Annotated in this window: 19 protein-coding genes; 11 read left to right on the forward strand and 8 right to left on the reverse strand. The window is 70.1% G+C overall.

The features are described 5' to 3' along the window. Nucleotides 1–178: 178 nt before the first annotated feature. Nucleotides 179–1,792, forward strand: a complete 1,614-nt coding sequence (locus PV682_RS01425; protein WP_319723092.1) for an FAD-dependent monooxygenase — start codon at nt 179–181, stop codon at nt 1,790–1,792. A gap of 14 nt (nt 1,793–1,806) precedes the next feature. Then, on the forward strand, nt 1,807–2,820 hold the full coding sequence (locus PV682_RS01430) for a methyltransferase (protein ID WP_055724513.1): 1,014 nt from the start codon (nt 1,807–1,809) through the stop codon (nt 2,818–2,820). Between the two features lie 4 nt (nt 2,821–2,824). Here the strand turns inward: PV682_RS01430 and PV682_RS01435 are convergent, their stop codons facing one another. Next, complete coding sequence (locus PV682_RS01435; protein ID WP_055724514.1) at nt 2,825–3,301, reverse strand: MarR family transcriptional regulator; 477 nt, start codon at nt 3,299–3,301, stop codon at nt 2,825–2,827. 132 nt (nt 3,302–3,433) lie between these two features. Between PV682_RS01435 and PV682_RS01440 the strand changes: the two genes are divergently transcribed. Together PV682_RS01440 and PV682_RS01445 are read left to right on the forward strand one after the other, a co-directional pair. After that, nucleotides 3,434–3,949: a hypothetical protein gene (locus tag PV682_RS01440; protein WP_319723097.1), complete on the forward strand. Its 516-nt coding sequence runs from the start codon at nt 3,434–3,436 to the stop codon at nt 3,947–3,949. Nucleotides 3,950–4,062: 113 nt separating this feature from the next. Continuing rightward, nucleotides 4,063–5,328: a cation:proton antiporter gene (locus tag PV682_RS01445; RefSeq protein WP_319723099.1), complete on the forward strand. Its 1,266-nt coding sequence runs from the start codon at nt 4,063–4,065 to the stop codon at nt 5,326–5,328. A gap of 53 nt (nt 5,329–5,381) precedes the next feature. On the opposite strand, the gene PV682_RS01450 is transcribed toward PV682_RS01445, so the two are convergent. The 3 genes from PV682_RS01450 to PV682_RS01460 are packed head-to-tail and all read right to left on the reverse strand — an operon-like array spanning nt 5,382 to nt 8,655. Continuing rightward, nucleotides 5,382–6,242, reverse strand: coding sequence for an LLM class flavin-dependent oxidoreductase (locus PV682_RS01450; RefSeq protein WP_319723101.1), 861 nt, complete (start codon nt 6,240–6,242; stop codon nt 5,382–5,384). Nucleotides 6,243–6,256: 14 nt separating this feature from the next. Beyond that, nucleotides 6,257–7,255, reverse strand: a complete 999-nt coding sequence (locus PV682_RS01455; protein WP_319723103.1) for a methyltransferase — start codon at nt 7,253–7,255, stop codon at nt 6,257–6,259. After that, nucleotides 7,252–8,655, reverse strand: a complete 1,404-nt coding sequence (locus tag PV682_RS01460; RefSeq protein WP_319723105.1) for an NAD(P)/FAD-dependent oxidoreductase — start codon at nt 8,653–8,655, stop codon at nt 7,252–7,254. Before PV682_RS01460 ends, PV682_RS01455 begins: the two co-directional genes overlap by 4 nt. A 201-nt stretch (nt 8,656–8,856) precedes the next feature. Here PV682_RS01460 and PV682_RS01465 point away from each other — a divergent pair, with 201 nt between their 5' ends. Next, entirely contained in the window at nt 8,857–9,393 is a 537-nt protein-coding gene (locus PV682_RS01465; protein WP_055724520.1) for a VOC family protein, read from the forward strand. 91 nt (nt 9,394–9,484) lie between these two features. Here PV682_RS01465 and PV682_RS01470 read toward each other — a convergent pair whose 3' ends face one another. Continuing rightward, nucleotides 9,485–10,678, reverse strand: coding sequence for an FAD-dependent monooxygenase (locus tag PV682_RS01470; protein WP_319723108.1), 1,194 nt, complete (start codon nt 10,676–10,678; stop codon nt 9,485–9,487). 216 nt (nt 10,679–10,894) lie between these two features. Beyond that, a complete protein-coding gene (locus tag PV682_RS01475; protein WP_319723111.1) occupies nt 10,895–12,532 on the reverse strand; it encodes a multicopper oxidase family protein in 1,638 nt (545 codons plus the stop codon). A gap of 159 nt (nt 12,533–12,691) precedes the next feature. Here PV682_RS01475 and PV682_RS01480 point away from each other — a divergent pair, with 159 nt between their 5' ends. Together PV682_RS01480 and PV682_RS01485 are read left to right on the forward strand one after the other, a co-directional pair. After that, on the forward strand, nt 12,692–13,390 hold the full coding sequence (locus PV682_RS01480) for an SDR family NAD(P)-dependent oxidoreductase (RefSeq protein ID WP_319723113.1): 699 nt from the start codon (nt 12,692–12,694) through the stop codon (nt 13,388–13,390). Nucleotides 13,391–13,472: 82 nt separating this feature from the next. Next, nucleotides 13,473–15,617 (forward strand): MMPL family transporter, encoded by a 2,145-nt coding sequence (locus PV682_RS01485; protein WP_319723115.1) that lies wholly within the window; start codon nt 13,473–13,475, stop codon nt 15,615–15,617. Nucleotides 15,618–16,489: 872 nt separating this feature from the next. Here the strand turns inward: PV682_RS01485 and PV682_RS01490 are convergent. Further along, nucleotides 16,490–16,810, reverse strand: a complete 321-nt coding sequence (locus tag PV682_RS01490; protein WP_319723117.1) for an antibiotic biosynthesis monooxygenase family protein — start codon at nt 16,808–16,810, stop codon at nt 16,490–16,492. Between the two features lie 139 nt (nt 16,811–16,949). Here PV682_RS01490 and PV682_RS01495 point away from each other — a divergent pair, with 139 nt between their 5' ends. The 4 genes from PV682_RS01495 (at nt 16,950) to PV682_RS01510 (ending at nt 20,994) form a co-directional block, all read left to right on the forward strand. Further along, the gene (locus PV682_RS01495; RefSeq protein ID WP_319723120.1) at nt 16,950–18,434 is read left to right on the forward strand and encodes a peptide MFS transporter; all 1,485 of its coding nucleotides are present in this window, start codon (nt 16,950–16,952) and stop codon (nt 18,432–18,434) included. A gap of 56 nt (nt 18,435–18,490) precedes the next feature. Beyond that, the gene (locus tag PV682_RS01500) at nt 18,491–19,147 is read left to right on the forward strand and encodes a hypothetical protein (RefSeq protein WP_319723122.1); all 657 of its coding nucleotides are present in this window, start codon (nt 18,491–18,493) and stop codon (nt 19,145–19,147) included. A 780-nt stretch (nt 19,148–19,927) separates the two neighbouring features. Then, complete coding sequence (locus PV682_RS01505) at nt 19,928–20,320, forward strand: hypothetical protein (RefSeq protein WP_319723124.1); 393 nt, start codon at nt 19,928–19,930, stop codon at nt 20,318–20,320. A 5-nt stretch (nt 20,321–20,325) separates the two neighbouring features. Further along, nucleotides 20,326–20,994 (forward strand): nucleotidyl transferase AbiEii/AbiGii toxin family protein, encoded by a 669-nt coding sequence (locus PV682_RS01510; protein ID WP_319723126.1) that lies wholly within the window; start codon nt 20,326–20,328, stop codon nt 20,992–20,994. Between the two features lie 137 nt (nt 20,995–21,131). Here PV682_RS01510 and PV682_RS01515 read toward each other — a convergent pair whose 3' ends face one another. Further along, complete coding sequence (locus PV682_RS01515) at nt 21,132–24,602, reverse strand: type ISP restriction/modification enzyme (protein WP_319723128.1); 3,471 nt, start codon at nt 24,600–24,602, stop codon at nt 21,132–21,134. Nucleotides 24,603–24,865: the final 263 nt, after the last annotated feature.

The raw sequence follows: 24,865 nt of genomic DNA on the forward strand, positions 1-24,865 counted from the left end.
CGATTTGCCACGCGGCCAGGGGACCGTCGCACCCCCAGGTCGAGAGCCCCTCGAACCCGGCCGGTGCACGCGACCGCCCACCGGAGCGGCCCCGCCCCTCTCCACCACCCCTTGAGCCTCCGCGGCTATTCATTCCGCGTCCGTCCGAAACCGTCCGACTCGTCCAGAGGGGACACGCATGTACGACGTGAGGATCCCGGTGCTGATCATCGGCGGGGGCCCGGTGGGGCTCTCGACCGCGCTGTTCAGCGGCCGGCGCGGTGTGCGCACGATGCTGCTGGAGAAGCGGGACACCACCTCCACCCTCCCGCGCGCCCCGGGCCTACAGGCCCGCACCATGGAATTGTTCCGGGCGGCAGGTCTGGGCCCGGAGATCAGGGCCCTGGAGATGGGCGACTCGCACGCCTATTTCGAGGGCGGCATCATCAAGGTCCACACCTTCGCCGAGATCGACGACGCGCTCCTGCTGGAGGCCCCGTCCCTGGACGGCCCGACGGTGAGCCCGGAGCGGGTGATGGGCTGCGGCCAGGACCGCTACGAGAAGGTGCTCGCGGAGAAGGCGATGGAGGCCGGCGCGGACGTCCGCTTCGGCACCCGCCTGATCTCGTTCGAACAGGACGAGGAGGGCGTCACCGCGATCGCCGAGGAGTCCGGCGGCAAGCGGTTCACGATCCGTGCCGACTACCTGGTCGGCGCGGACGGCGCGGGCAGCCGCACCCGGGAGGCCCTGGGCATCCCCCGCTCCGGCCGGGGCACGGTCTTCGACGCCCTGAGCATCTACTTCCGCGCCCCCGAGCTCGAAGTCCTCCTGAAGGACCGCAAGTTCATCCTCTGCTACGCGAGCGCGGGCGGCACCCTGATGGGCCTGTCCCGGCTGCACGGCTGCGACCCGTGGCTGGCGACCCCCTTGTACTACCCGGACAAGGGCGAGAAGCCGGAGGACTTCGACGACGCCCGCTGCACGGACATCGTCCGCAAGGCGGCGGGCAAGAACATCGACGTCGAGGTCGTCGCGAAGGTCCCGTGGCGGGGCGCCCAGCTCGTGTCGGAGACGTTCCGCAAGGGCCGCGTCTTCCTCGCGGGCGACGCCGCGCACGTCCACCCCCCGGCGGGCGGCTTCGGCGCGAACACGGGCATCCACGACGCCCACAACCTGTCGTGGAAGCTCGCCGCGACCCTCCAGGGCTGGGGCTCGGACGCCCTGCTGGACACGTACGACGCGGAGCGCCGCCCGCTGGGCACGGCGATGTCGGAACAGGCCCTGGTCCGCAACCGCATCCGCCACGGGTACGCCACGCAGCAGGACCGCGCGGACTTCGTGGACGACGTGATCATCACCCTGGGCTACCGCTACCGCTCCTCGTCGGTGATCGCCGCGCCGGGCGCGAAGGTCCTCTCCCCCGACCTGGAGCTGGCGGGCGAGCCCGGCACGCGGGCCCCGCACCTGTGGCTGCGCAAGGGCGACGAGAAGATCTCCACGATCGACCTGTTCTGGGACGCGTACGTCCTGCTGCACGGCCCGGAGGGCACGGCGTGGGCGCAGGCGGCGACGAAGGTCGCGGAGAAGCTCGGCGTCCCGCTGCGCACGCACGCGATCGGCGAGGCGGAGGCCCTGAAGCCGGCGGAGGACCGCGCGTGGACGGACGTCTACGGCGTCGGCCCCCAGGGCGCGGTGCTGGTGCGCCCGGACGCGTTCGTGTCGTGGCGCTCGCGGGCCGCGGCCGGCGACCCGCTGGCGGTGCTGTCGGACGTGATCGCCCGCTCGGCCGGCCACACGCCGGCGTCGGTCTGAGGGGGGCACCCGCGATGACTGACAGCACGGCGGGTGCCGTCCTCGGCCAGGCCATGGCGTTCCAGTCGGCGAAGCTGGTGCTGACGGGCATGGAGGTGGGCCTGTTCGAGGCGCTGGCGAAGGAGCCGGGTACGGCGGACGAGCTGCGCGGGCGGCTCGGCCTGCACGCGCGGGGCACCGCCCACTTCCTGGCGGCCCTGGCCGAACTGGGCTTCCTGGAGCGGGACGGGAACGGCACGTACCGCAACACGCCGATGGCCAGGGACTGCCTGGTGCCGGGCGGCGACGGCTATCTCGGCGGCTTCCTGCGGGCGGCCGACCAGGTGATGTACGCGGCGTGGGGCCGCCTCGCGGAGTCCCTGCGCACGGGTGCCCCGCAGGCGGCGACGTTCACCGGCGAGGACATGTTCGGGGAGCTGTACGACAGCGAGGAGAAGAAGGGCGGCCTCGTCGGCATGGCGGAGGACGCGAGCCGTCCGCTGATCCCGGCGCTGGCGTCCCGCTTCGACTGGGCGCCGCACCGGTCGGTGCTGGAGCTGGGCGGCTGCCGGGGGAACGTGCTGGCCGGGCTCGTCCGGGCGCACCCGCACCTGGACGCCCGGGTCTTCGACCTGCCGCAGATGGAGCCCGACTTCACCGCGCACATGGCGGCGATCGGGATGACCGGGCGGGTCGGCTTCCACGGCGGCGACTTCTTCGCGGGGCCGCTCCCGGAGGCCGACGTGGTGATGATCGGCCACTCCCTGATCGACTGGAACGACGAGCAGCGGCAGCGGCTGGTGCGGACGGCGTTCGAGGCGGTCCGGCCGGGCGGGGCGTTCCTCGTCTGGGACCCGGTGATCGTGGCCGGCGCGGACAGCTATCTGCGCAACCTGGTCCGCAGTCTCAACCTCCAGCTGATGACCCCGCACGGCACGGGCTACGACCTGGAGCAGTGCGCGGGCTGGATGCGGGCGGCGGGCTTCGCGTCCGTCGGCCACACCGCGCTGGGCCACGACGTGACGCTGGTCGTGGCCAGGAAGGAGTGATCCCTCAGCCGCGGATCCGGGAGACGTGCTTCTCCTGGACCTCGCGGCTGCCGCGCACGAAGTCCAGCAGCAGTCCCAGCTCCTCTGCCGAGTACCGCTGGAGCCCGGCGTGCGCCTCCTCCGCGAGCGGCCGGTAGATCTCCTCGGCGGCCTTCCGGGTCCGCTCGCTGGCCCGGACGACGGAGCGCCGCCGGTCCCCCGGGTCCGGTTCGCGCGTGAGATAGCCGAGCTTGTCGAGCCGGTCCAGCATGGCCGTGACGCTGCCGGTGGTGAGTCCGAGCGCCGCACCCAGTTCCCCGGGTGCGGCGCTCTCGCGTTGCAGGAGTACGTCCAGACAGCGCAGGTCGGTCTGGTTGATGCCGAGCCGCGCGGCGGCGGCGGCGTCGACGGCCTCCACGGCGCTCTGGAGGGCCCGGACCTCGCCCGCGAGTTCCCAGGACAGCGCCTCTTTGTCCAGGCCGGTCACAGCTTCACTTGACATTCAAGTATCTCGACCTTCAAGATAGAAGTACGCCTTGACAGTCAAGATAGTTGACCGGCAAGGAAAATCAAGCCGCGCGCACAGGCTGAATGACATCGGGAATGTTGCCCGGGTTCCAGGAGGAACACTGCGATGAGCACCCCGCACGACATGAACAAGGACAGTAACAACACCGAGGACACCGTTCTGGTGGAGGTGTACTACACCTCGGAGAAGAAGCTGGGGCACTGGACGGAGGCCCGCCGGATCGAGGTCCGCGCCCGCCGCTCCTCCCTCCACCTCGACCTGCGCTCCCACCGCATCCCGGAGGGCGAGATCACCGTCCACCTCCAGGCCGAGCGCTCCACGGTCAAGCTCCTCGTCCCGGACGGCTCGACGGTCGACGAGCGCGAGCTCGAACTCCCCGACAACTCCAAGGTCAAGGACGCCCAGCGGCACGCGCCGGGCAGCGGCGGCCGGCGCGTCCGGCTGACCGGCCGCCTCCAGCACAGCGAGGTCCGGATCTCCCGGGGCGGCATGGCCAACCTCAGCTCCCTGTTCAGCCGGGAGTTCGTCGAGGAGGCCCGCAGGGCGCACCGCGACGGCGACCACCCCTCCCTCCCCGACCCCTCTCTGCCGGGCCCCCGGCCGAAGAGCGACGACGTGTGACACCTTCGACAGGACCTTGAGCGGCTCCCCTTACCTTCGCGGCCTGCACTGGCCCCGAGACGGCAAGGAGAGCCGCTCATGCGTACCCACAACCCCGGCCCAGGGGACCGGCGATGGAACTGACCACCCTCGGCAGACTGCTGCTGGCCCTGGCGGTCGTCGTCACCGTCGCCCGCCTCCTGGGCGCCCTGGCGAAACGCCTCCACCAGCCGCCCGTGATCGGCGAGATCATCGGCGGCATCCTCCTCGGCCCCACCCTCTTCGACGGCGCCATCACGTCCGCCCTCTTCCCCGCGGCCGTCCGCCCCTCCCTCACCGACCTCGCGGACATCGGCGTCTGCGTCTTCATGTTCCTGGTCGGCCTGGAGTTCAACCGCGACCTCCTGCGGGGCCAGGGCCGCATAGCGGCGAGCGTCTCCCTGAGCGCGATCGTCCTCCCCTTCTCCCTGGGCGCCCTCCTGGCCCTCCACCTCGCCGCCGACCACCCCACGGACGACAGGCTCGCCTTCGTCCTCTTCCTCGGTACGGCCATGTCGGTGACGGCCTTCCCGGTCCTGGCCCGCATCCTCACGGACAAGGGCCTCATCTCCACCCCCATCGGCGGCCTGGCCCTCGCCTCCGCCGCCGTGGACGACGTCCTGGCCTGGTCCCTCCTGGCCGCGGTGGCCGCCCTGGCGGGAGCCGCCGGCACGCCCTGGCACCTGGCGCTGGTGATTCCGTACGCGGCGGCGATGCTCTGGATAGTCCGCCCCCTGCTGGCGAGACTGGCCCGCAGGGACAAGGGCCGGACCAGCTGGCCCATCGACGCGGCGGTCCTCCTGGCCGTGGCGGCCGGCGTCCTCCTCTCCGCCGAGGCCACCGACTGGATGGGCCTGCACCTGATCTTCGGCGCCTTCCTCCTCGGCATGGTCCTCCCCCGGGAAGGAGCGTCCCGTCTGCGCCGCCGGGCCCTGCCCTGGATCGAACGCGTCTCCTCCCTCCTCCTGCTCCCGGTCTTCTTCATGGTCGCGGGCCTGAAGGTGAACCTCTCCACGATGAACGCGACAGCCTTCGGTGAACTGTCCCTGATCCTCCTGGTGGCGATCGGCGGCAAATCCCTCGGCGCCTACGCGGGAGCGAGGTTCAACGGCATCCGCCCCCGCCACGCGACCGTCCTGGCCCTCCTCATCAACACCAGGGGCCTGACCGAACTGATAGTCCTCACGGTGGGCCTCCAACTGGGCATCCTGGACCAGCAGCTGTACTCCCTGATGGTGGTCATGGCCCTGGTGACAACGGCGATGGCGGGCATAGTCCTCCCGTTCGTGTACCCGGAGGATCGGGTTCGCCAAGACCAGAAGGCCAACGAATCACCAAAACCAACTCAACGCACGCTCTGACAAACAAGGGGCGGGACGGCTACGAAAGCCGCCCCGCCCTTTTCAACTCCGCCTCAGCTCAACGCAGCTTTCGCCAACAACTCCAGTTGCCCCAGCTCCGCCGTACAGGGAAACACGAGCAACTCGTCACAGCCCGCCCCCTCATACGCCGAAACCGTCTCCCGAAGCGCCTCCGCCCCGATGACCACCGCCTTCGCGGCCATCTCGGCCTTGGGCCCGATGAACGCGTAGTAGGACCGGAGATAGCTCTCGGCGACATCCCGAGCCCCGGGCCCGAGGCAGGCGTACACGAGGGCGACCAGCCGGGGTTTCTCCGTACGACCGGCCCCCCGCCAAGCGTCCCGCGCACGGCCCGCGAGATCCGCGTACCCGGTCGCGGAGGAACCCCCCGCGATCCACCCGTCCGCATGCCGAGCGGCACGAGCCATCGCGGCCGGCGTATGACCGCCCACGATCAGCCCGGGCCCGCCCCCAGCGGGGAACGCCGGCCCGATCCCGGGAACGGGCCCGCGCCCGGCCCAGATCTCCCGCATCTCGGCGATCATCGCGTCGAGCCGCCGCCCCCGGTCCCCGTACGCCGCCCCGGTGGCCCGGAAATCGTCGTCCCGCCCGCCCGCGGCGACCCCGAGCGTGAGCCGTCCGCCGGACAACGCGTGGACGGTGGCCGCCTGCTTGGCCAGCACGGCGGTCCCCGGCCGGTACGCGGCGATGAGGATGCTGGACGTGAGCCGGATCCGCTCGGTCACGGCAGCCGCCGCGGCCAGCGACGTCAGCGACTCGTAGTTGTCGTACACCAGCCGGTCGAGGACACCGAGGCTCGCGAACCCGAGGTTCTCGGCCTCCCGGGCCCACCCCGTGAGGCGAGCCCCGTCGACGTCCGGCACGGTCGTGGGAAGCCCCACTCCGATCTCCATGGAACACCCCCCTCTCAGCCGGGCTTGCGGGCGACGAGCAACGTGTTGCCGAGGAGCAGCGGATGCCGCGTGACGTCGCCGAACCCGGCGACCCGCATCCACTGTTCGCAGTCGCCGGGGTGATAACCGGCCCCGGCGGGCGTCATGACGAGCATGTGCAGGCTGGACACGAGCGCGGGGAGGTGCGGCTCGTCCCCCGGCATCGGGTCGTACACGAGCAGCGCGCCGCCGGGCGAGACGGCGTCGTACGCCTTGCGCACCAGCGTCTTGCGCTCGTCGACGGAGAAGTCGGCGAGGACGTGCCCGATGATCACGGCGTCGGCGCCGGGCAGCGGATCGGCGAAGAAGTCGCCGCCGGTGAAGCCGAGCCGCCCCTCGACGCCGAGGGTCTTGGCGTGTTCGGCGCAGGGCCCGGCGTTCTGGGGCCGGTCGAAGACGCGGGCGGTGAGGCCGGGCCGGGCCTGGAGGATGAGGCCGGCGAGATTGCCCCGGGCGCCACCGACGTCGACGAGGGTCGAGAACGCCCCGAAGTCGACGGCGTCGAGCAGCTGCGGCACCAGCGGGGCGCTCAGGGCGTCCTGCATGGCGAGGAACGTCCGGCGGGCCCGGGGGTCGTCGAGCATCGCCTCGAAGTCGCCCTCGGCCTGCGGCTTCCCGGTGCGCAGCGCCTCGGTGAGCCGCCCCCAGGCGGGGTAGAGGACGTGGTTGGCCCCGTCGAGGAACCCGCCCTTGTAGGCGTCGCCGCGCACGAGGCAGGCCTGCGCGAGGGGGCTGTTGCGGTAGCGCCCCTCCTCCTTCTCCAGCAGCCCGAGGGCGACGAGCGCGTCGAAGAAGTCGGTGGCGGCCCGCGCGTGCAGCCCGGTCGCGGCCCGCAGCTCCTCGGTCTCGGCGCTGCCCTCGACGGTGGCGGCGAGGACGGTGAACAGGTCGATCTCGACGGCGCTCAGGAGCAGCTTGGAGACGGTGAAGCTGTGCGCGAGCCCGCTGATCTTGGTGATGTCGTCGGGGATCATCGGCCCTGGTTCCCTTCGGCGCGGCGCAGCCCCAGCCTGGGCCCGAAGGTGAGGTACAGGCCGCCGACGGCGTTGGCCGGGTTCATCGGCGCCTGCTTCTGCTCGTGCACCTTGTTGAGGTTGGCGAGCGGGTTGGGGTCGCCGCTGGTGGCGCCGTTGAGGTGGGCGTGGACGCTGGCGTAGACGTCCTGCGCGTCGTCCATGTCGGCGATGCCGGTGACGATGCGGTTGAACGCCTCCTGGAGGTCGAGGCCGTCGCGCTGGGACTGGGTGAGGCGCTGGGCGTTGTAGAAGTGGTGCTCCTTGCCCCGGTAGCTCTCGTAGAAGACGGAGACGAGGACCAGGAGGCGTTCGTAGGCGTGCCGGTAGACGGTCTGGTAGAAGTCCCACGCCTCGTCCTCGCCGACCTCCCCGCGCAGCACGCTGCCGAGGCTCGCGGCACTGAGCATGCCGCTGTACGTGGCGAGGTGGACGCCGGTGGACAGCAGCGGGTCGAGGAAGCAGGCGGCGTCGCCGCTGAGGAGGTAGCCGGGGCCGCAGAACTTCTCGGCGGTGTACGAGTAGTCCTGCTCGACCTTCATCCCGGCGACCTGCTCGGCGCCCTCCAGCAGCCCGGCGACCTGCGGGCACTCGGTGACGACCTGGTCGTACACCTCCTGGATGCCGCCCATCCGGCGCTTCTTCTCGTTGAAGATGTCCCGGCCGGTGACGAGGCCGACGCTGGTCGTCCCGTCGTGCAGGGGGATCACCCAGAACCAGCCGTCGGGCGCGGAGCACACGGCGATGGCGCCGTCGGGCCCCCGGTCGAGGCGTTTGACGCCCTTCCAGTAGGTCCAGGCGGCCACGTTCTGGAACACCTCGTGGTACTGGCGGTTCTTGTGCTGCCGGGCGGCGATGAGGCCGGTGCGCCCGGACGCGTCGATGACGTAGTCGAAGGAGATCCGCCCGGACCGGGACGGGTCCTTGGTGCCGGCCCAGCTCGCGGCGACGGGGCGGCCGTTGTCGAAGTGGACCTCCTTGACGGTGGTCTCCTCGACGACGGTCACCCCGAGTTCGGCGGCGTGGCGCAGGAGGATCTCGTCGAACTCGGAGCGCACGACCTGCCAGGCGTTGGTGCCGTCCGCGCCGAGGCCTCCGAAGTTGACCTCCCACTCCTCGGGGCCCCAGAAGAAGTAGGCGCCGCCCTTGGGCTGGAAGCCGTGGCTGTTGACCTTGTCCCAGACGCCGAGGTGTTCGAGGATCGGGCGGCACGAGGGGAGGATGGACTCGCCGATGTGGTAGCGGGGGAACTTCTCCCGTTCCAGCAGGGTGACCTCGAAGCCCTCCTTGGCCAGCAGACCGGCCGCCGTCGAGCCGGCGGGGCCTCCCCCGATGACGAGGATCTGCGTGGAGTCGCGCATGAGATCTCCAATCTCTGCGTCCCCCCGGGACGCGGTAGCGGGGCGGAATGCCGTCGCCACCGTGAAGGCCCACGCTGGAAAGGGAGTTGAAGGGGGCTCGATGCACTCGTTCGAGTGGTGTGCGAGCCTCCCGCAAGCAGGAATCGGCCACCGTCTGACTCAATCGTGCTCTGTACATCACATAGCACGAGGAGTGACCTGATGAGGACGTCGTCGAACGCGCGAAGATGGGCCGCGAGCACGGGCGTGACCGCGCTGCTGCTGGTGGGTCTGAACAGTGTCGGCAACGCCGTCGCCGAGCCCGAGGCGCAGCGCACCGCGGCGGTCGCCGCGGCGGCCCCGGCCCGTCTCGGCCAGCCGAACCTGTACACCAGCGACGTCGACAAGATGCTCGACTTCTACAAGAACGCCCTGGGATTCCAGGTGGACTTCCGATTCCCGGCGGTGGGGACCGCGGCCTTCGGAACCGTGTCCAAGGGGGACGCCTACTACATCACTTTCACGTCGTTCGACACGATCAAGCAGAACACTCCGCTGAAGCACATCGGCAAGTCGACGCAGAAGCAGTCGGACATCGCCGTGCTGACCGCGGACGTGGACGCCGCGTTCACGAAGGCGAAGAACGCCGGGGCGAAGGTCCTGATGGCGCCGAAGAACCAGCCGTGGGGGGAGCGTCAGGCGTACGTGGCCGATCCTGAGGGCAACTACGTGCAGATCTCCACGCACTCCGACCACTGAGCTCACTGAGCCCACTGAGCTCACCGAGCCATACCGAAGAGGGAACCGGCAGGGCACGGTCCCTGCCGGTTCCCGAGGCCGCCGTCCGTCGTCAGCGGGCGGCGGCCACGGCGTTCTCGGCCACCTTCTCCTCCCAGGAGACCCGGTAGGAGTACACGGGGACGGTCGCCTTGACGCCGAGCTTCAGGAAGAACGGCAGGACCAGGTCGCGGACCGCACGGGCGAGGCCGTTGGGTGCCGCCTTCTGGTTGCCGGTCCGGCGCCCTTCCTTGATGATCTTCTCCACGCGGTCCTGACGGATCGCCTGGAACGCGGCGAACGCCCGCTGCGGGGTGGGCAGATCGCGCAGGCACTTGGCCAGCACGATCGCGTCCTCCATCGCCATCGACGCGCCCTGTCCGACGTGCGGCGAGGTGGCGTGCGCGGCGTCGCCGACGAGGCAGACCTTGCCGCGGTGCCACAGGGGCAGCGTCAGCATGTCGTAGATGGGGTAGCCGAGGATGCCGTCCGGCGTGGAGTCGATGATCGCCGAGACCGGGTGGTGGTCCTTGCGGTGGCGCTCCAGGAGGCGCTTCTTCCACACCTCGTGCGGGGTGCGCTCGGTCTCGCCGCGGCCGGGCTCGACGGGCTCGTGGTAGTTCTCGAACCAGTAGACCTCGCCGCCGGGGATGGTCTGGTAGCCGAAGAAGCCCTTGTAGCAGAAGGACATCCGCATGACGCCGTCGGCGGGCGCGGCGTCCCGGGAGCGGGTGTAGCCGGCGGTGCCGATCACTCCGGTGTACTCGGGGTGGGGGGCGTCGGGCATGACGGTGTAGCGGGTCTTGGAGTGGATGCCGTCGCAGCCGATGAGGATGTCCGCCTCGGCGGTGGAGCCGTCGGCGAAGCGGATCAGCACGCCGTCGTCGGTCTCGGCGACGGTCTCGAAGAACTTGCCGTACTCGATCCGGATGCCACGCCGTACGGCCGCCTCGCGCAGGCCCTTGTTGAGGAGGCCGCGCTTGAGCAGGAGCGTCTCGGCGGGGTTCTCGCCGAGCTTCTTGCCGTGGTGGTTGAGGAAGGCGGTGCTGGTGGTGGCGGAGCCGTACTGCTCGACGTCCTTGCGGATGCCCAGGGTGTCGAGGACGGCGAGTCCATTGGGGGCCAGGTTGAGGAAGGCGCCCGCTTCGTCGCGGGGCTCCTCGCGGCCCTCGTAGATGACCGCCTCGATCCCCGCCTTCTGCAGGAACAGGGCCAGGACCGGTCCGGCGATACCGCAGCCGATGAGGGCCGCGCTCCTTGTGTTCATCACAGTGTTCCTCCTGGAACCTGGGCAACATTCCGCTCTTGGCGCACGTCGATTCCTCTTGAAGGCCGATCTTCTTGACCTTCAAGGCACTCCTTTATCTTGAGGGTCGAGATACTTGAATGTCAAGTGAAGGCCGTCGGCCGGAGCCCGTACATGTCCGGACGCGAAGAAGCGCCGCACCCGGCGTCCCGGCTACGGCGCTCCCTCTCCCGGCGGTCAGTGGTGCGACGCCTCTACGCTGCGCGGCGCGCTGCCCTCCGTACCGGGCTTCACGACCGTGAACTGGCCCATCATTCCGACGTCTTCGTGCCGCAGGATGTGGCAGTGGAACATGTACGGCGTCTTCGGGTCGGTGTACGGCGGCAGCGCGACCGCGAGCCGCATCGTGCCGCCCGGCGGCACCCGCACGGTGTCCTTGGGCCCCTTGAGCCAGGCGTCCGGCTTCTTGCCGCCGTAGTCGATGACGTTGAAGGTGAGGCCGTGGACGTGGAAGTTGTGGACGACCTCCGCGTCCCCGCTCACCTCCCAGATCTCGACCTTCCCGGCCGGGCAGACCTCGTCGATCCGGCTCATGTCCATGCCCTTGCCGTTGATCACGGTGCTGTTGAAGTCGAACGTCCGCACCTTCGCGTCCGCCGGCACCGTGATCGCGGCCTGCGCCCCGCGTAACCTCCCGGGCAGCGGGCGCGACTCGGCGAGCCGGGCCTTGGCGCGCACCTCGATCATGTCGAAGGTGTCCTCACCGCCCCCGAACCGCTTGGTCGGGAACGACAGCCCGAGCTCCGGCGGATAACTGCGCAGCACGACCTTCTCGCCGGGCTTGAACTTGACGACGATCTCGGCGCGTTCACCCGGCGACAGCTGCAACCGCCGCAGCGGCAGGGGCTGTTCGAGGAGCCCGTTCTCCTGCCCGACGAGGTGGAACTCGCGGCTGTCGGTGAACGCCAGGTTGTAGGAACGGGCGTTGGAGCCGTTGAGCAGCCGGAACCGGACGAGGGTGGTGGACACCTCGACGTGCGGGTCGTACGTGCCGTTGACGAGGATCTTGTCGCCGAGCACACCCGGGCTGCCGACCCCGGCGAGGCTCTGGAGGAAGGAGGCGCCGCGCAGGTCGATGGAGCCGTCGTCATTGAAGGCGCGGTCCTGGAGGATCAGCGGAATGTCGTCCACGCCATAGGAGTTGGGCAGGCCCGCCTTGTCCGCCTCGTCGTCCTCGACGATGAACAGGCCCGCGATGCCCCGGGACACGTGGTCGGCGGTGCTCTGGTGCGGGTGCGGGTGGTACCAGAGGGTCGCGGCGGGCTGGGCGATCTCCCACTCGGGCTTCCAGGTCTCGCCGGGGCGGACCATCTGGTGCGGGCCGCCGTCCATCTCGGCGGGCAGGTGCATGCCGTGCCAGTGCAGGGTGGTCGACTCGGGGAGGTCGTTGGTCAGGGAGACCGCGATCTTCTGGCCCTTGCGCACTCTCAGGGTGGGCCCGAGGAACGCCCCGTTGATGCCCCAGGTCGAGGTCTGCTTGCCGGGCAGCAGCTCGCTCCTGCCCTTCTGCGCGGTGAGTTCGAAGACGCGCCGCCCGGAGCCGTCGTCCTTCCCCTCCAGGAGAGGGGGGATGCGCACCTTGTTCCCGAAGGAGAGGTCGCCGACGTTGCTGAGCTTGCGGCCCCGGTAGGCGACGGCGAAGTTCGCGGCGTACGCGCCCGCGCCGAGCACCCCGACGCCGAGCACCCCGCCGGTGATGAGCAGAATCCTGCGGCGGATGGTCCTGGGGCGCTTCGCGGGCGCCCCACCGCCCGGCTCCACGGCCTGACCGCTCCCCCGGTGGGGGTCGGTCGTGGAGCTTTTTTTACCAGTCATTGGGGAATTATGGGCTCGCCCTCCGGAGCGGCGGGGGAGTCTTGCTCGATTCCTGCTCGATCGGGTGGCGAAGCCGCATGTCACACGGTTCGAGCGGTTCTCCAGCCGCCGCCCGCATGCTCGGAGCCGTCCGCGCCCGCGTCCGGTCCAGGAGTCGACATGTCCCCTTCCCTGAGAGAGCAGGCTCGCACCGCCCTCGTGACCGGGGCGAACCGCGGGCTCGGTCTCGCCGTGGCCGCCGAACTGTACTCCCGCGGCCACCGGGTCCTGCTCGCCGCCCGCGACAAGGACGCCGCGACCGAGGCCGCCGAGCGGCTGGGCCCGTACGCCGTCCCCCTCGTCCTCGACGTCACCGACCAGGCGTCCGTGGACCGCGCGGCCGGCCACGCGGGCGCCGTCGACATCCTCGTCAACAACGCGGGCGTGCAACTGGACTGGGGCGAGACCCCCTCGGCCATCGGCCTCGACGCCGTACGGCACACCCTGGACGTCAACCTGCTGGGCGCCTGGCGGATGGTGCGGGCGCTGGTGCCGGGCATGGTCGGGCGCGGGTGGGGAAGGGTCGTCAACGTGTCCAGCGGCGCGGCCTCCTTCGCGTACGGGCCGGCGGCGCAGTGCCCGGCGTACTCCGCGTCCAAGGCGGCGCTGAACGCGCTGACCGTGATGCTGGCCAAGGAGACGGAGGGGACGGGCGTCCTGGTCAACTCGGTGAACCCGGGGCTGGTCAGGACCCGGATGCGGCCCGACGCGGAACGGACGGCCGAGGAGGCCGCGGTCACCGTCGCGGACGCCGCGGCGCTCCCCGAGGGCGGCCCTTCGGGGGTGTTCCTGCGCGCCGGGGGCACGATGCCGTGGTGAGTCCAGCGTGACTGTACTCGGACACTAGCGGTGTGTGGGTGGATGTCTCCCCATCTCTTCCACAAGGGGAATCACGACCACCATGTCTACTCGCCCACCCGAGCCCGGTGTCTTCTCCCGGATCGCGGTCTTCGCCAACCGGCACCGGTGGACCGCGCTGGTCCTGTGGCTCGTCGTGCTCGTCGGCGTCTGGGCCGGCGCCTCGCAGGCGGGCGACCGCTACCGGGACGACTACTCGCTGCCCGGCACCGAGACCCAGAACGCGCTGGAGATCCTCAAGGACCACGGCGCGGGCAACGCCTGGAACACCGTCAGCATCGTCCTGCACGACAAGGACGGCGTGCGCAACTCCGGCACCGAGAGCGCGGTCGCGGGGATGCTGAAGCAGGTCTCCGGGCTGCCGGGCGTCGTCGGGGTCACCAGTCCGTACGAGGACAAGTCCGCGGTGTCGGCCGACGGGACGATCGGCTACGCCACCGTCGAGCTGGACCGGCCCGCCGAGGACGTACCCGTCGCGCAGAGCAAGAAGATCCTCGACACCGCGCGGGAGATCGAGAAGAAGGACGGCCTCCAGGTCGAGCTGGGCGGCGAGGCCGCGCGCAAGCTGGGGCAGAACCAGGGCAGCGGGGCCGAGGGCGCGGGGATCTTCGCCGCGCTGCTGATCCTGCTGTTCATGTTCGGCACGGTGATCGCCGCGAGCCTGCCCGTCATCACGGCCGTGTTCGCGGTCGGCGCGACGCTGGGCGTCATCGTGCTGGCCTCGCACGAGTTCACGATCGCCAGCTACTCGCCGTATGTCATGTCCCTGGTCGGTCTGGGCGTGGGGATCGACTACGCGCTGCTGATCTTCGCGCGCTACCGGGCCGAGCTGGTCAAGGACGTCGCGCCCGACGAGGCCGAGCGCCGCGCCCTCGAAGGAGCCGGGCGGACCGTGCTGTTCGCGGGGTGCACCGTCATCATCGCGCTGCTCGGGCTCGTCGCGCTCGGCCTCGGGTCGCTGCGCGGGATGGCCCTCGCCGTCGCGCTGACCGTGCTGCTCACCATGCTGGCCTCGCTGACCCTGCTGCCGTCGCTGCTCGCGATCTTCGGGAAGCGGTTCGCCCGGCAGTTCACCGCGCGGCACCGCAAGAGAATGGAGAAGGGCAAGGCCGAGGAGGGCGCGCGGTGGCGGGCCTGGGGGCAGGCCGTCCAGCGGCGGCCCTGGGCCGCTCTGCTGCTGCCCGTCGTCGCGCTGGGCGCCCTCGCCGCGCCCGCCACGGATCTGCGGCTCGGGCTCGCCGACGCCGGGAACGACCCCGACGGCACGACCAGCCGGGTCGCCTACGACCTCCTCGCCAAGGGGTTCGGGCCCGGGTTCAACGGGCCGCTCGTCATCGTCACCGAGGGGGACGACGCGGTGCGGGCCGCCGGGGCCGCCGCCGGGACGCTGCGCGAGACGCCCGGGATCGCGCTGGTCAACGGGCCCATCCCGACCGGCGACGGGAAGGCCGCGATGCTGCTGGCCGTCCCGAAGACGTCCCCGCAGGACGAGGCGACCACGGCACTCGTCCACCATCTGCGGGACGACGTGCTGCCTAAGGTGAGCGCGCAGACCAAGGCCGAGTACCTGGTGGGCGGCGCGACCGGGGCCGTCATCGACTTCTCCGACACCATCGGGGGCAAGCTGCCGCTGTTCGTGACGATCGTCATCGGCCTGTCGGTGCTGCTGCTGATGATGGTCTTCCGCTCCGTCCTGATCCCCCTCAAGGCGGCCGTCCTCAACCTCCTCAGCGTCGGCGCCGCGCTCGGCGCGGTCTCGCTCGTCTTCCAGCACGGCTGGTTCGGCGCGGAGCCCGGACCGATCGAGGCGTTCATCCCGACGATGATCTTCGCGATCGTCTTCGGCCTCTCCATGGACTACGAGATCTTCCTCGTCTCCCGCATGCGCGAGGAGTGGCTCCGCACCGGGGACGCGGCCCGCGCCGTTCGCGAGGGCCTCGCCCACACCGGCGCCGTCGTCACCGCCGCCGGCGCCGTCATGATCGTCGTCTTCGGCGGCTTCATGCTCAGCCCCGACCGCATGCTCCGCCAGTTCGGCTTCGGCCTCGCGGTCGCGATCCTCATCGACGCGGTCATCATCCGCTGCCTGATCGTCCCGGCCGCGATGCGCCTCCTCGGGGAGCGCGCCTGGTGGCTGCCGAGCCCGGTGGCGAAGGTGCTGCCGGAGGTACGGGTGGAGCAGCACTAGCCACGTACACCACCAACGCCCGGCGGAGCCCCGAGGCTTCCGCCGGGCACGCCGGGTACGCCGGGTACGCCGAGGTCACGGCGGGCCGGAGGGCGGACGGCTCGGAGCCGAATCCATCAACCCCACGCCATCAGCGTCGCGCCGGACGGCTCATGAGCGAGCCCCCACCGCGGCACGCGGCCGGCGGCCCGCCACCATTCGCCGGTGCCGAGTCCATCAACCCCACGCCGGACGGCTCCGGACCGAATCCATCAGCGCCATGCCATCAGCGTGGTGCCGGGCGTCTCATGAGCTGGGTCCCACCGCGGCAAGCGGCCGGGGGCCCGCCGCCGTTCGCCGGTGCCGAGTGCATCAGCCCCACGCCGGACGGCTCCGGACCGAATCCATCAGCGCCATGCCATCAGCGTGGTGCCGGGCGTCTCATGAGCTGGGTCCCACCCCGGCAAGCGGCCGGGGGCCCGCCGCCGTTCGCCGGTCCGGAGCGGTCCCACCGGCATCCGCCACGTACCCGAACCGCGAGGCGCGGAACGCCGCCGCGCGCTGTCCACCGGCCCGGGCCCGTCACGTGCCACCACGTCGCGGTCGGCCCCCACCCGGCTCCCCCGCCCAGCTTCGCCCTCCGGGAACGCCGCGCCCTCGGCCTCGCCCTGTCCCAGGCCCACGCGGCCATCCCCCGCTGAACTGCGACCCCGGCGCCCACCCCGGCATCGGCGAGGGCGCCGGGTACCGGCCGGTGCGAACTCGCCCTGTCCCACACCCACACAACCACCCCCCGCTGGACTGCGCCCCCGGCGCCCACCCCGGCGTCAGCGCGGGCGCCGGGTGCCGGCCGGTGAGGGCCGCGCACCTCACCGCCGTACCCGGCGGACGCCCTACGCCCCGCTCCCCCGCAGCGCGCACACCGTCTGGGTGAGCCGCATCTCCCCGCCCCGCCGGTACGGCTGGAGGCGGCGGCGGTTGTCGACGTGTTCCGCGCTGTGCTCGAACCGGTGGAAGCTCGCCGCGTCCGCCCAGTCGGTGACGACGTAGTACACGTCCTCCTCGTCCACGGACCGCGCCAGCGACTGCGCCAGGTTGCCCGGCCACCGGGCGATCCCGGCGCCCACCTCCTCCCAGACCTTCTCGAACTCGGCGCCGAGTCCTGGCACGGTCTCCATGCGGAGCATCACGCGGAAGGGAAGGGAATCCGGCATCGGGGCCACCTCCTGATCGGGGGCGCCAAGTCTGGGCACCGCGCCTCGACACCCGCTCGAAGCGCACCCTTCGAGCCGTCCTCCACCGCCCTTGGACCCCTCGGCGTCAGCCTCTCCTCCCCGTCTCCTTGGAGGAGCCATGACCGCCCCGGCGAAACCGACCGCCCTCCAGCGACCGACCGGCAGACCGGGCCCGCTCGGCTGGCCCCGCTGGTTCACGACGCTGTTCGGCACGGACATCTGGGAGCGGTTCAGTTTCTACGGCATGACGGCGATCCTCGTCCTGTACGCGACGGAGGAGACCGCGGCCGGCGGCCTGGGCCTCTCGGACAGCGACGCGGCCCTGCTGTTCGGCCTGTACATGGCGTCCGTGTTCCTGTGCTCGGTCCCGGGCGGCTGGCTGGGCGACCGCCTGTTCGGCGCGTCGAGGGCGGTCCTGTACGGCGGTGTCCTGATCGCCTGCGGCCACGTGTCGATGGCGGTACCGGGCCATGTCCTCTTCTACCCCGGCCTCCTCCTGATCGCCGCGGGCACCGGCCTCCTGAAGCCGAACATGGCGAACCTGCTGAGCGCGTTCTACGCCCCCGGCGACCGCGCGGCCCGCGACGCCGGGTTCGCGGTCTTCTACATGAGCGTCCAGGTCAGCGCCCTCGCCGCCCCGGTCCTGGTCGGCGCGGTGGGCGAGACCGTCGACTGGCACCTGGGCTTCGGCCTGGCGGCCGTCGGCATGGCCCTGGGCCTCCTCCAGTACGTCCGGGGCACCCGGCACTTCGGCGACACGGGCGCCGCCCCGTCCCGCGCGGCGACCCCGGCCCAGCGCACCCGCGTCCTGCGCCGCACACTGGCCTGCCTGGCCGCGGTGACCGTCCTGTACGGCACGGACGCGGCGCTCGGCACCTTCCGCATCGTCCATGTCATGGCCCTGATCGGCCTGCTGACGGTCGTGGTCCCGGCCGTCTTCTTCTGGCGCCTCCTGCGCAACCCCCTGCTGACCCCCGCCGAACGCATCCGCGTGAAGACCTACATCTGGCTCTTCCTCGCCTCCGCCCTCTTCTGGGCGATGTTCCTCCAGGGCGGCTCGGTCTTCTCCCTCTTCGCCAAGGAGTCCACGGACCGCACGGTCGGCGGCTTCACGATCCCCACGAGCTGGTTCCAGTCGGCGACCCCCCTCTTCGTCCTCCTGACGGCCCCCCTGTTCGCCGCCCTCTGGAAACACGCGGGCGACCGCCTGAACACGGCCGTCAAATTCGGCATCGGCATGATCTGCACGGCCCTGTCGTACGCGGTGATGTCCCTGGCCGCCTGGCAGTCGGCGTCGGGCCCGGTCTCCCCGTGGTGGCTGATCACGGCCTTCCTCCTCCTGGCAGCCGGCGAGGTCGCCTTCGCCCCGGTCGGCATGAGCGCCACGACAGCCATCGCCCCCGCGACCTTCGTGAGCCAGATGGTCGGCCTCTTCTGGCTGGCCGGCGCCCTGGGCGGCGGCCTCGGCGGCAACGCCCTCAAGGCCTCCGGCGACGAGACCCCGTCCCCGGCCTACTTCCTGACCCTGGGCCTGATCACCCTGGCCGTCGGCCTCACCCTGATCCTCACCCGCGCCCCCCTGGGCCGCCGCCTCGGCGTCTGACCCCCGAGGCCCCGCCACACCCATCCCTCACCCGGCGACATCGACGCAGTACCCACGTGCGAGGTCGGCCGCCCCATGGCCGTACCCCTTACCCGACGGCCCGCAGCCGCCCCCTCCCCACGCCGGCAGATCCCGGCGAGGACCATGATCCGCTGGATCTCCAGCGGCAGCCGCCGCTCCAGGTCGGCGGTGACGACGTCCACGTCACGGACGGCCTGCCGGCTCCAGGCAGCGGACCCGGTCCCGGGCGTACCGGTGCCGGGGAGGTCGATGACGGCACCTCGGACCAGTACATGGGCCATGTCCCCGGGCAGGCCCGTACCGACGACCGCGGCATGGACCAGCCCGACGCCCTGTTCCGGCACGGTGGCACCGACGACCACGCCGCCGACCGCCACCTCCGCGCCCCGACGGCGCGGGCGCGGGCTTCGGCGGCTGTCTCGTGGGAGCCGCCCAGGACCAGGCCCCTGCGACCGGCGAGCGGCAGACCAGCGGGGGTGCGCGGCACCGGGACGCTCGGCGCGAGCTCGGCCCGCGGCTTCACCGACCGCGGCCGGGCCACACCCCCTCGGCCAGGGCCGCACGTCCTCCAGCAGCCGCAGACAGCTCGGCTCGTCCACACGGGGAACCCCCTCCTGGACAGCACGGCGCAGCTTCTCCGCCCCGGCGCCGGGACCGTTGGTGACGACGACGCCGGTACGGCCGCACGGTGAGCCGCTGCTGTCCGTCGACGACCAGCAGTTGAGGTGTTCGAGCACCGGCTTCCGTCCCGAACTGCCGCGTACCCACCTCAGCGCCGGTCCCCCAGAACATCAGGGTGCCGGTCGGGTAACCCCGCGTTGAATGTCGGGGAGTCCGATACGGCCGCCCTCGATGTTCTCGATCAGGAGCCGGAGCGTGTAACTCGCGTCTCGATACAGAGTGGGTGGCACAGCGGCAAACTCCTGACGTCCGAGGGCAACTGGTCCGCAGAAGCGGTCAGCATCAGGTTTCCACCACGTGGACACGCCGCAGCGCAGGGCCTCGATGGTGCTCGCCGTGCGGTAAGGGCACCGGCCGATCGCACCGGCGGCACCCCATCGGCGGCCGGCTCTTTCACGACCGGGTGAATCCTCTTCCAGGAAGGCGCGCCAGCGACTTGATGCGCTGGCGTACTGCACTGAGCAGACGTCGGAGCGCGGCCCACTCCGCACGTCAGTTGCCCTTGCCCGCCGGCTCCAGGATCGCCACGCACTCCAGGTGATGCGTCATCGGAAAGATGTCGGGCTGAGCGATTCACGGAAAACTCCAGGTCAGAGGCCCCTTCTCGCCTCATTGCCATGCATGCGGGCGTCCAGAGCGTCAAACGAGCGTCACGCCGACAGCCCGTCCCTGCTGTTCAAGACAGAAGAGACTGCGCAATCAGCTCACCGGCAGGATCCGCCGCGGCTCACTCCGGACACCAGCTCGCACATCATGCCCCGCACTACTTCTCCGATCGCCATAATGGAGTCATGCCCTCCAGCCCACAGCACCCCGCACCCACGCCGAGCGACCTCTCGGGTGCGGTCGCCGAGGACCTGGCGCTGTACCGGGAGAAGTTCCGGCGGCGTCTGCCGGAGTCACTGGACGAGTTGCGCGGCCCGACCCATGGGGTCGTGGAGCTACCGCTGCACATGGCCTGGTCTGGGATGACCTCATACGACCTGGGCAAGCCTCGCCAGCGCATGGGCCTGTACCGCACTGTCCTACACGAGGGCCTGCGCGACGATCTGCCCCACTACCTCAACCAGGATCTGCTCCTGCAGATGTGGCCCGTTCTGCGCGCCCTCGCCGGTCGCACCGTGCGCACCGTGTGGGAGGACGCCTTCCCCGAGCTCGCCTCACGCACCCGCGCAGCCGCGTGACGGACATGCCGGAGCTGCACACGCGGCTCCTCGCAGATGTTATCGCCCTCGGCTCTCCCTATCCCCTGGTCCTCACCGGCGGGTACGCCGTGCGGGCGCACCGCCTCGTGAACCGCCCCAGCCAGGACCTCGACGTCGCCACCGAGAACCCGGCGCCCATGGCCGACATCGCCGCCACGCTCCGCACCGGCCTGGAAGCCCGCGGCTGGAAGGTGCACGCGCTGGAGACCGCCCCTCTGTCCGCCCGATTCACCGTGACCGACCCGGTCACCGGCCAGGAGTGCGAGGTCGACATCCTCAAGGAGATCTTCTGGCGACCGGTCACCCAGAGCCCGTACGGGCCCGTCCTCGCGGAGGAGGACGTGATCGGGACCAAGGTCCGCGCCCTCGCCGACCGCGGAGCGCCCCGCGACCTGATCGACGTGTTCGCAGCCTCCCGGCGATGGACCAATACCGAGCTCGAAGAGTTCGGCCGACGTCACGCGCGTGGCCGCTTCGAGCGCGAAGACCTCCAGGCGAACCTCACAGGCGCCGAGTGGACCGACGACGAAGCATTCGCCGCGTATGGACTCGATGACGCCACCATCACAGCCTTGCGCACTTGGGCCGTGGAGTGGGCCGACGACCTTGCGGCCCGCCTCCTCGGAGAGACCGATGATCCAACCATCGGCTGATCGCGGCCGGATGAGATTGCATCTAAAGGCGATCAGGGCAAGCGCCAAGAGATGTACACGAGATGTTTTCAGGACAGGCCCACTCCCGGACGGCTTCCCCCGGCGGCCCACCCGTGACATCGGGTCAGGCGGCAGCTCTACGGATCTTGTCGCTTCCTGCGGGCTTCCTGCGTAGCGCTGGCTTCCCGGCGCCTTCGTGACCGCGTCATCGGAGCGGTGGAGGGAGAGCCCCTCTCCGCGGTGAGTGGCCTTACGGCGTGCGGCTCGCGCGCGTCGATTCCCTCGGTCCCGGGGATGGTGTCAGTCTGTAGCGGTGCGGGAGCAGAACGACGGGCGGTGTCCGGAACGGGCAGGACGTTCCGACGCTGCAACTCGGCGACGCTGACCAGCGGTGCCATGAGAACACCGTCGAGCAGCTCATTCTGAACCGACTGCAGCTCGACCAGATGCCACAGGACGGCCAGCATGTACTGGAGTTCCTCACTCCAGGCAGGTAACCACCCCTCGGGCCGGATACGGTCCAGCTCGCTGACGGCTCTGCGAGACGGCGGTCCCGTCCTGCGTTTCAGCCAGCCGTCGAGAACGTTCTGTCCGCTGACATGGTAATCCCGCATCTCTTTAGTTACCGGCCCGAAAACGCCTTGGCCGAAGTGGAGTTCGAGGCGGTCGGGATCGTAGATGAAGCTCTCTGGCAGTTCGTCCCTGCCGACCTGTCTCCGGTACGTGATCGCTGGCCGTGCAGTCGTCCAGACCTCCTGAGGCCCTCCGGGCCTCCCCGCCACCGGGTCCATGAGTCTCTCTCCGAAGGTGGACGCCCAGATCACCTTCCGCCCGATATGCAGAGCCTCCGACCACAGCGTGGCATCACCGGTGAGGGGTACGCGGACGCCGTTGGTCGTGAGTTCGTCGTCGAAGCGGGACCGGAAACCGGGGTGAGCCGTGATCGCGGCGATGTAAGCGAGCAAGTCCTCGGCGGCGACAGCCAGACCACCGAAGGAATTACTAAGGTGCTGGAGAAGGCCGGGGGTCACATTGGGGGTGCCATCCTTCTGTAGGAAGGGGAGCACCCTGCCACCACCCCAGCCGGCGAAGTGATGCATGTCCGGCATCAGCGCGGTGAACAGAGTGGCCGGGCCGTCACCGAACCGTTCGGAGTGCAGCTCCACCATGTGTATCTGGCCCTCGGCCCGGTTCTCCCACAGCTCCGGCGAGCATCTGTCGAGGACCCTATTGTCCGGGATGATCCACTGCCGATCGAAAGGGCGGAAGGCCACAGGTACCGGTTCCGGACACTCGGGACCTGCCTCCAGCATCGACCGCCTTCGCTGTGCGGAGCCCGGGAGCGGCTTGACCGGCCGGTCGACGGTGCGGCCGCCCTTGGTCTCCCTGAACAAGGCACGCTTCTCGGCCAGGTCCGTCTCGGCGGTCAACCTCCGCCACCGGGAACGCAGCGTGTCGGGGTCCGAGGCGTAGACCCACGTCCGCTTGGGCAAGATGCCGGGCACTGTCCATGGCAGCAGATCATCCAATGCGGGATACGTGTCCCATGCTCCGAGGGCCGCGGGAGTGAACGGGGCGTGGGCGTCCTGGCGCACGGGGCGCCACTGGTCACTGTCCGGCCCGAGAGCCTCAAGCTGCGCATACTTCTCCTCACGAGTGCTTCCGTCCAGGGCGACATACCTGATGTGGGCAGGCTCGGTGTCGGCCCTGCTGCGGACGAACACGGCGATCGTCAGTTGCTGCTGAACGCCTTCGAAGAGGCGTGTCCGCAACGGTGGCTGGATACCCTCCGGGCTGAGGTCGATGATCCAGCCCTCGGAACAAGTCTCACGCAGATACTTCCTCATCCCTCGGAAACCAGGCCCGCTGAGGAAGCCGGCGGTACTGATGAAGGCGACAATTCCGCGGTCCGATTCGGAACGGTGCTGTTCGAATACCTTGAAGGTGGCCCAGCGCCAGAAGTAGACGTACAGGTTCTTGAGCTTGTTCTCGTGCACTCCGTTTCTGCCGCCGAGGCGGAAGGCATCGAGCAGAGGCGCTTTGTCATCCCCCTCGCGGCCTTTCTCCACCCAGCCGCCCTCCCCCTCGGCTCTCTCCCGGTCCGGCGGGTTGCTGATCATGACGGTGACCTTCTGCTCGCGCTTGATCCAGTCCGCCTTGCGGGTGTTCTCGACCAGAGGATCGCCGTCGGGCAGGAACGTGAAGAGCGTGGCCCTCTCGTAGGGATCTGCGAGGGTGTCGGCGAGATGGAGTCGCAGATCGCCGAGTTGGGTGTCTGTGTCCTGCCTGCGGAGGGTCTGGGTGATCCTCATCTGGGCGACGGCGTAGGCGGCCATCTGACGCTCGAAGCCGATCAGCCGACCCGCCAGCTGTTCCACCGCTTCGCCGCGGAAGCCTTCCCCGCGACGGGAGCGTTCTTCGGCGACCCTGTCGATGATCTCGCTGAGGAATGTGCCCGTGCCCATGGCAGGGTCGACGATCGTCACCTGCCTGTCCGCGAAGCCCTCGACGCAGCCGAGGCGGGTGCGCAGGACGGCGTCGGTGAAGCGGACCATCTCCTTCACGAGACGGGGCGGGGTGTAGTACGTACCAGAGCGTCGACGCAGCCCGCGGTCGTACTCCTGGAGGAAGTCCTCGTAGAGATGAACGTGGGCGTCGGGCGTGCGGGCCTGGATCACCTCCCAGTCGACAGCGTCGATGACCTGCACGAGCGTGTCGATGCGGCGGGCGAACTCGGCGTCCACCGTTTCCGTCAGCAGCTGCATGGCTCGGCCCATGACCGTGTTCTCGGCCTTCAACTCACGTGCGACGTCAGCGAAGTTACGGCCGGTGAGCGGTACGTTCTCGATCCGGGCCAGCAACATGGCAAAGGCGATCGTCTGGGTGTAACGGTCGGCGAAGAGGTGGTCGGGGTCTTGTCCGTCGGTGGAGGGGAACAACACCTTGCTCCAGTGGTGCGCCAGCGCGGTGAACGGCTTGGGGGCACGCCGTCGACTGCGAGGACCATCCGGTGTTCTGCGTTCCAGGGCGAGTTGCTCCAGCACCTCCTCTCGCAGGTACTGGCACAGCGGAGCGATGGACGACACCAACTGGCTGACGGTGGTGATGCGTTGGGGCTGCCACCCGAGAAATTCCCGCAGCAGATCCCGAAACGCCGCTCCGTCGGCATCGCCGGTACGCAACCGGCTACCGGACCGGTACAGATCACCTTCGAGCCGAACCGTGCGGTGAGGCCGCGAACCTCCTCGGTACAGGCACCAGGTGTGACCGTTGCTGTACAGCACGTTGGGCAGCCGGCGCATCAGCTCCCACTGCTCCCGGTCACGCTTCGTGAAGCCGTCGGGCGTGACGTCGTGCCCCGGTGCCTTCAGCTCCAGGAAGCCAGTGATGCGCCCCGAGGTCTCCACGGCGTAGTCAGGACGCACCCGGGCCTCAGGCAAGGGGTACTCGGGATGAAGGCGAGGACTCAACTTCCGGCGTGCCCCGAAAGCCTCCACCAGCTTCGCCACCGGCAAGCTGATGGACGCCTCCGTGTCGCTGACCCGCAGCCGCTCCCTGCACTCGGATCCAAAGTCCGCCACAAGAGCCCGTATCCACTCCTCCGGCATCTTGTCCCCCTTCAAGCCGTGGACGCGAGCGGTGGATCACCACAGACACAGCTTGTTGGAGGCGAAGGGGTCGGCTCAGTGCGCACGGGGGGCGCGCGCGAGGCACGAACGGCGCGTTCGGTGACTGCTGGGAAATCAGATGCTGGTGTTGGTCAGGAAGGAATCGCATTAGCCGACTTAGCCGTGCGACGCGCCGTCACAAAAGTACTCTCGGGACGCGACAGTATTGCCATCGCCGAAAAGGTGGGCCTTCACACTCACAC

This window comes from Streptomyces niveiscabiei, assembly GCF_033794345.1.
Lineage (GTDB): Bacteria > Actinomycetota > Actinomycetes > Streptomycetales > Streptomycetaceae > Streptomyces > Streptomyces niveiscabiei.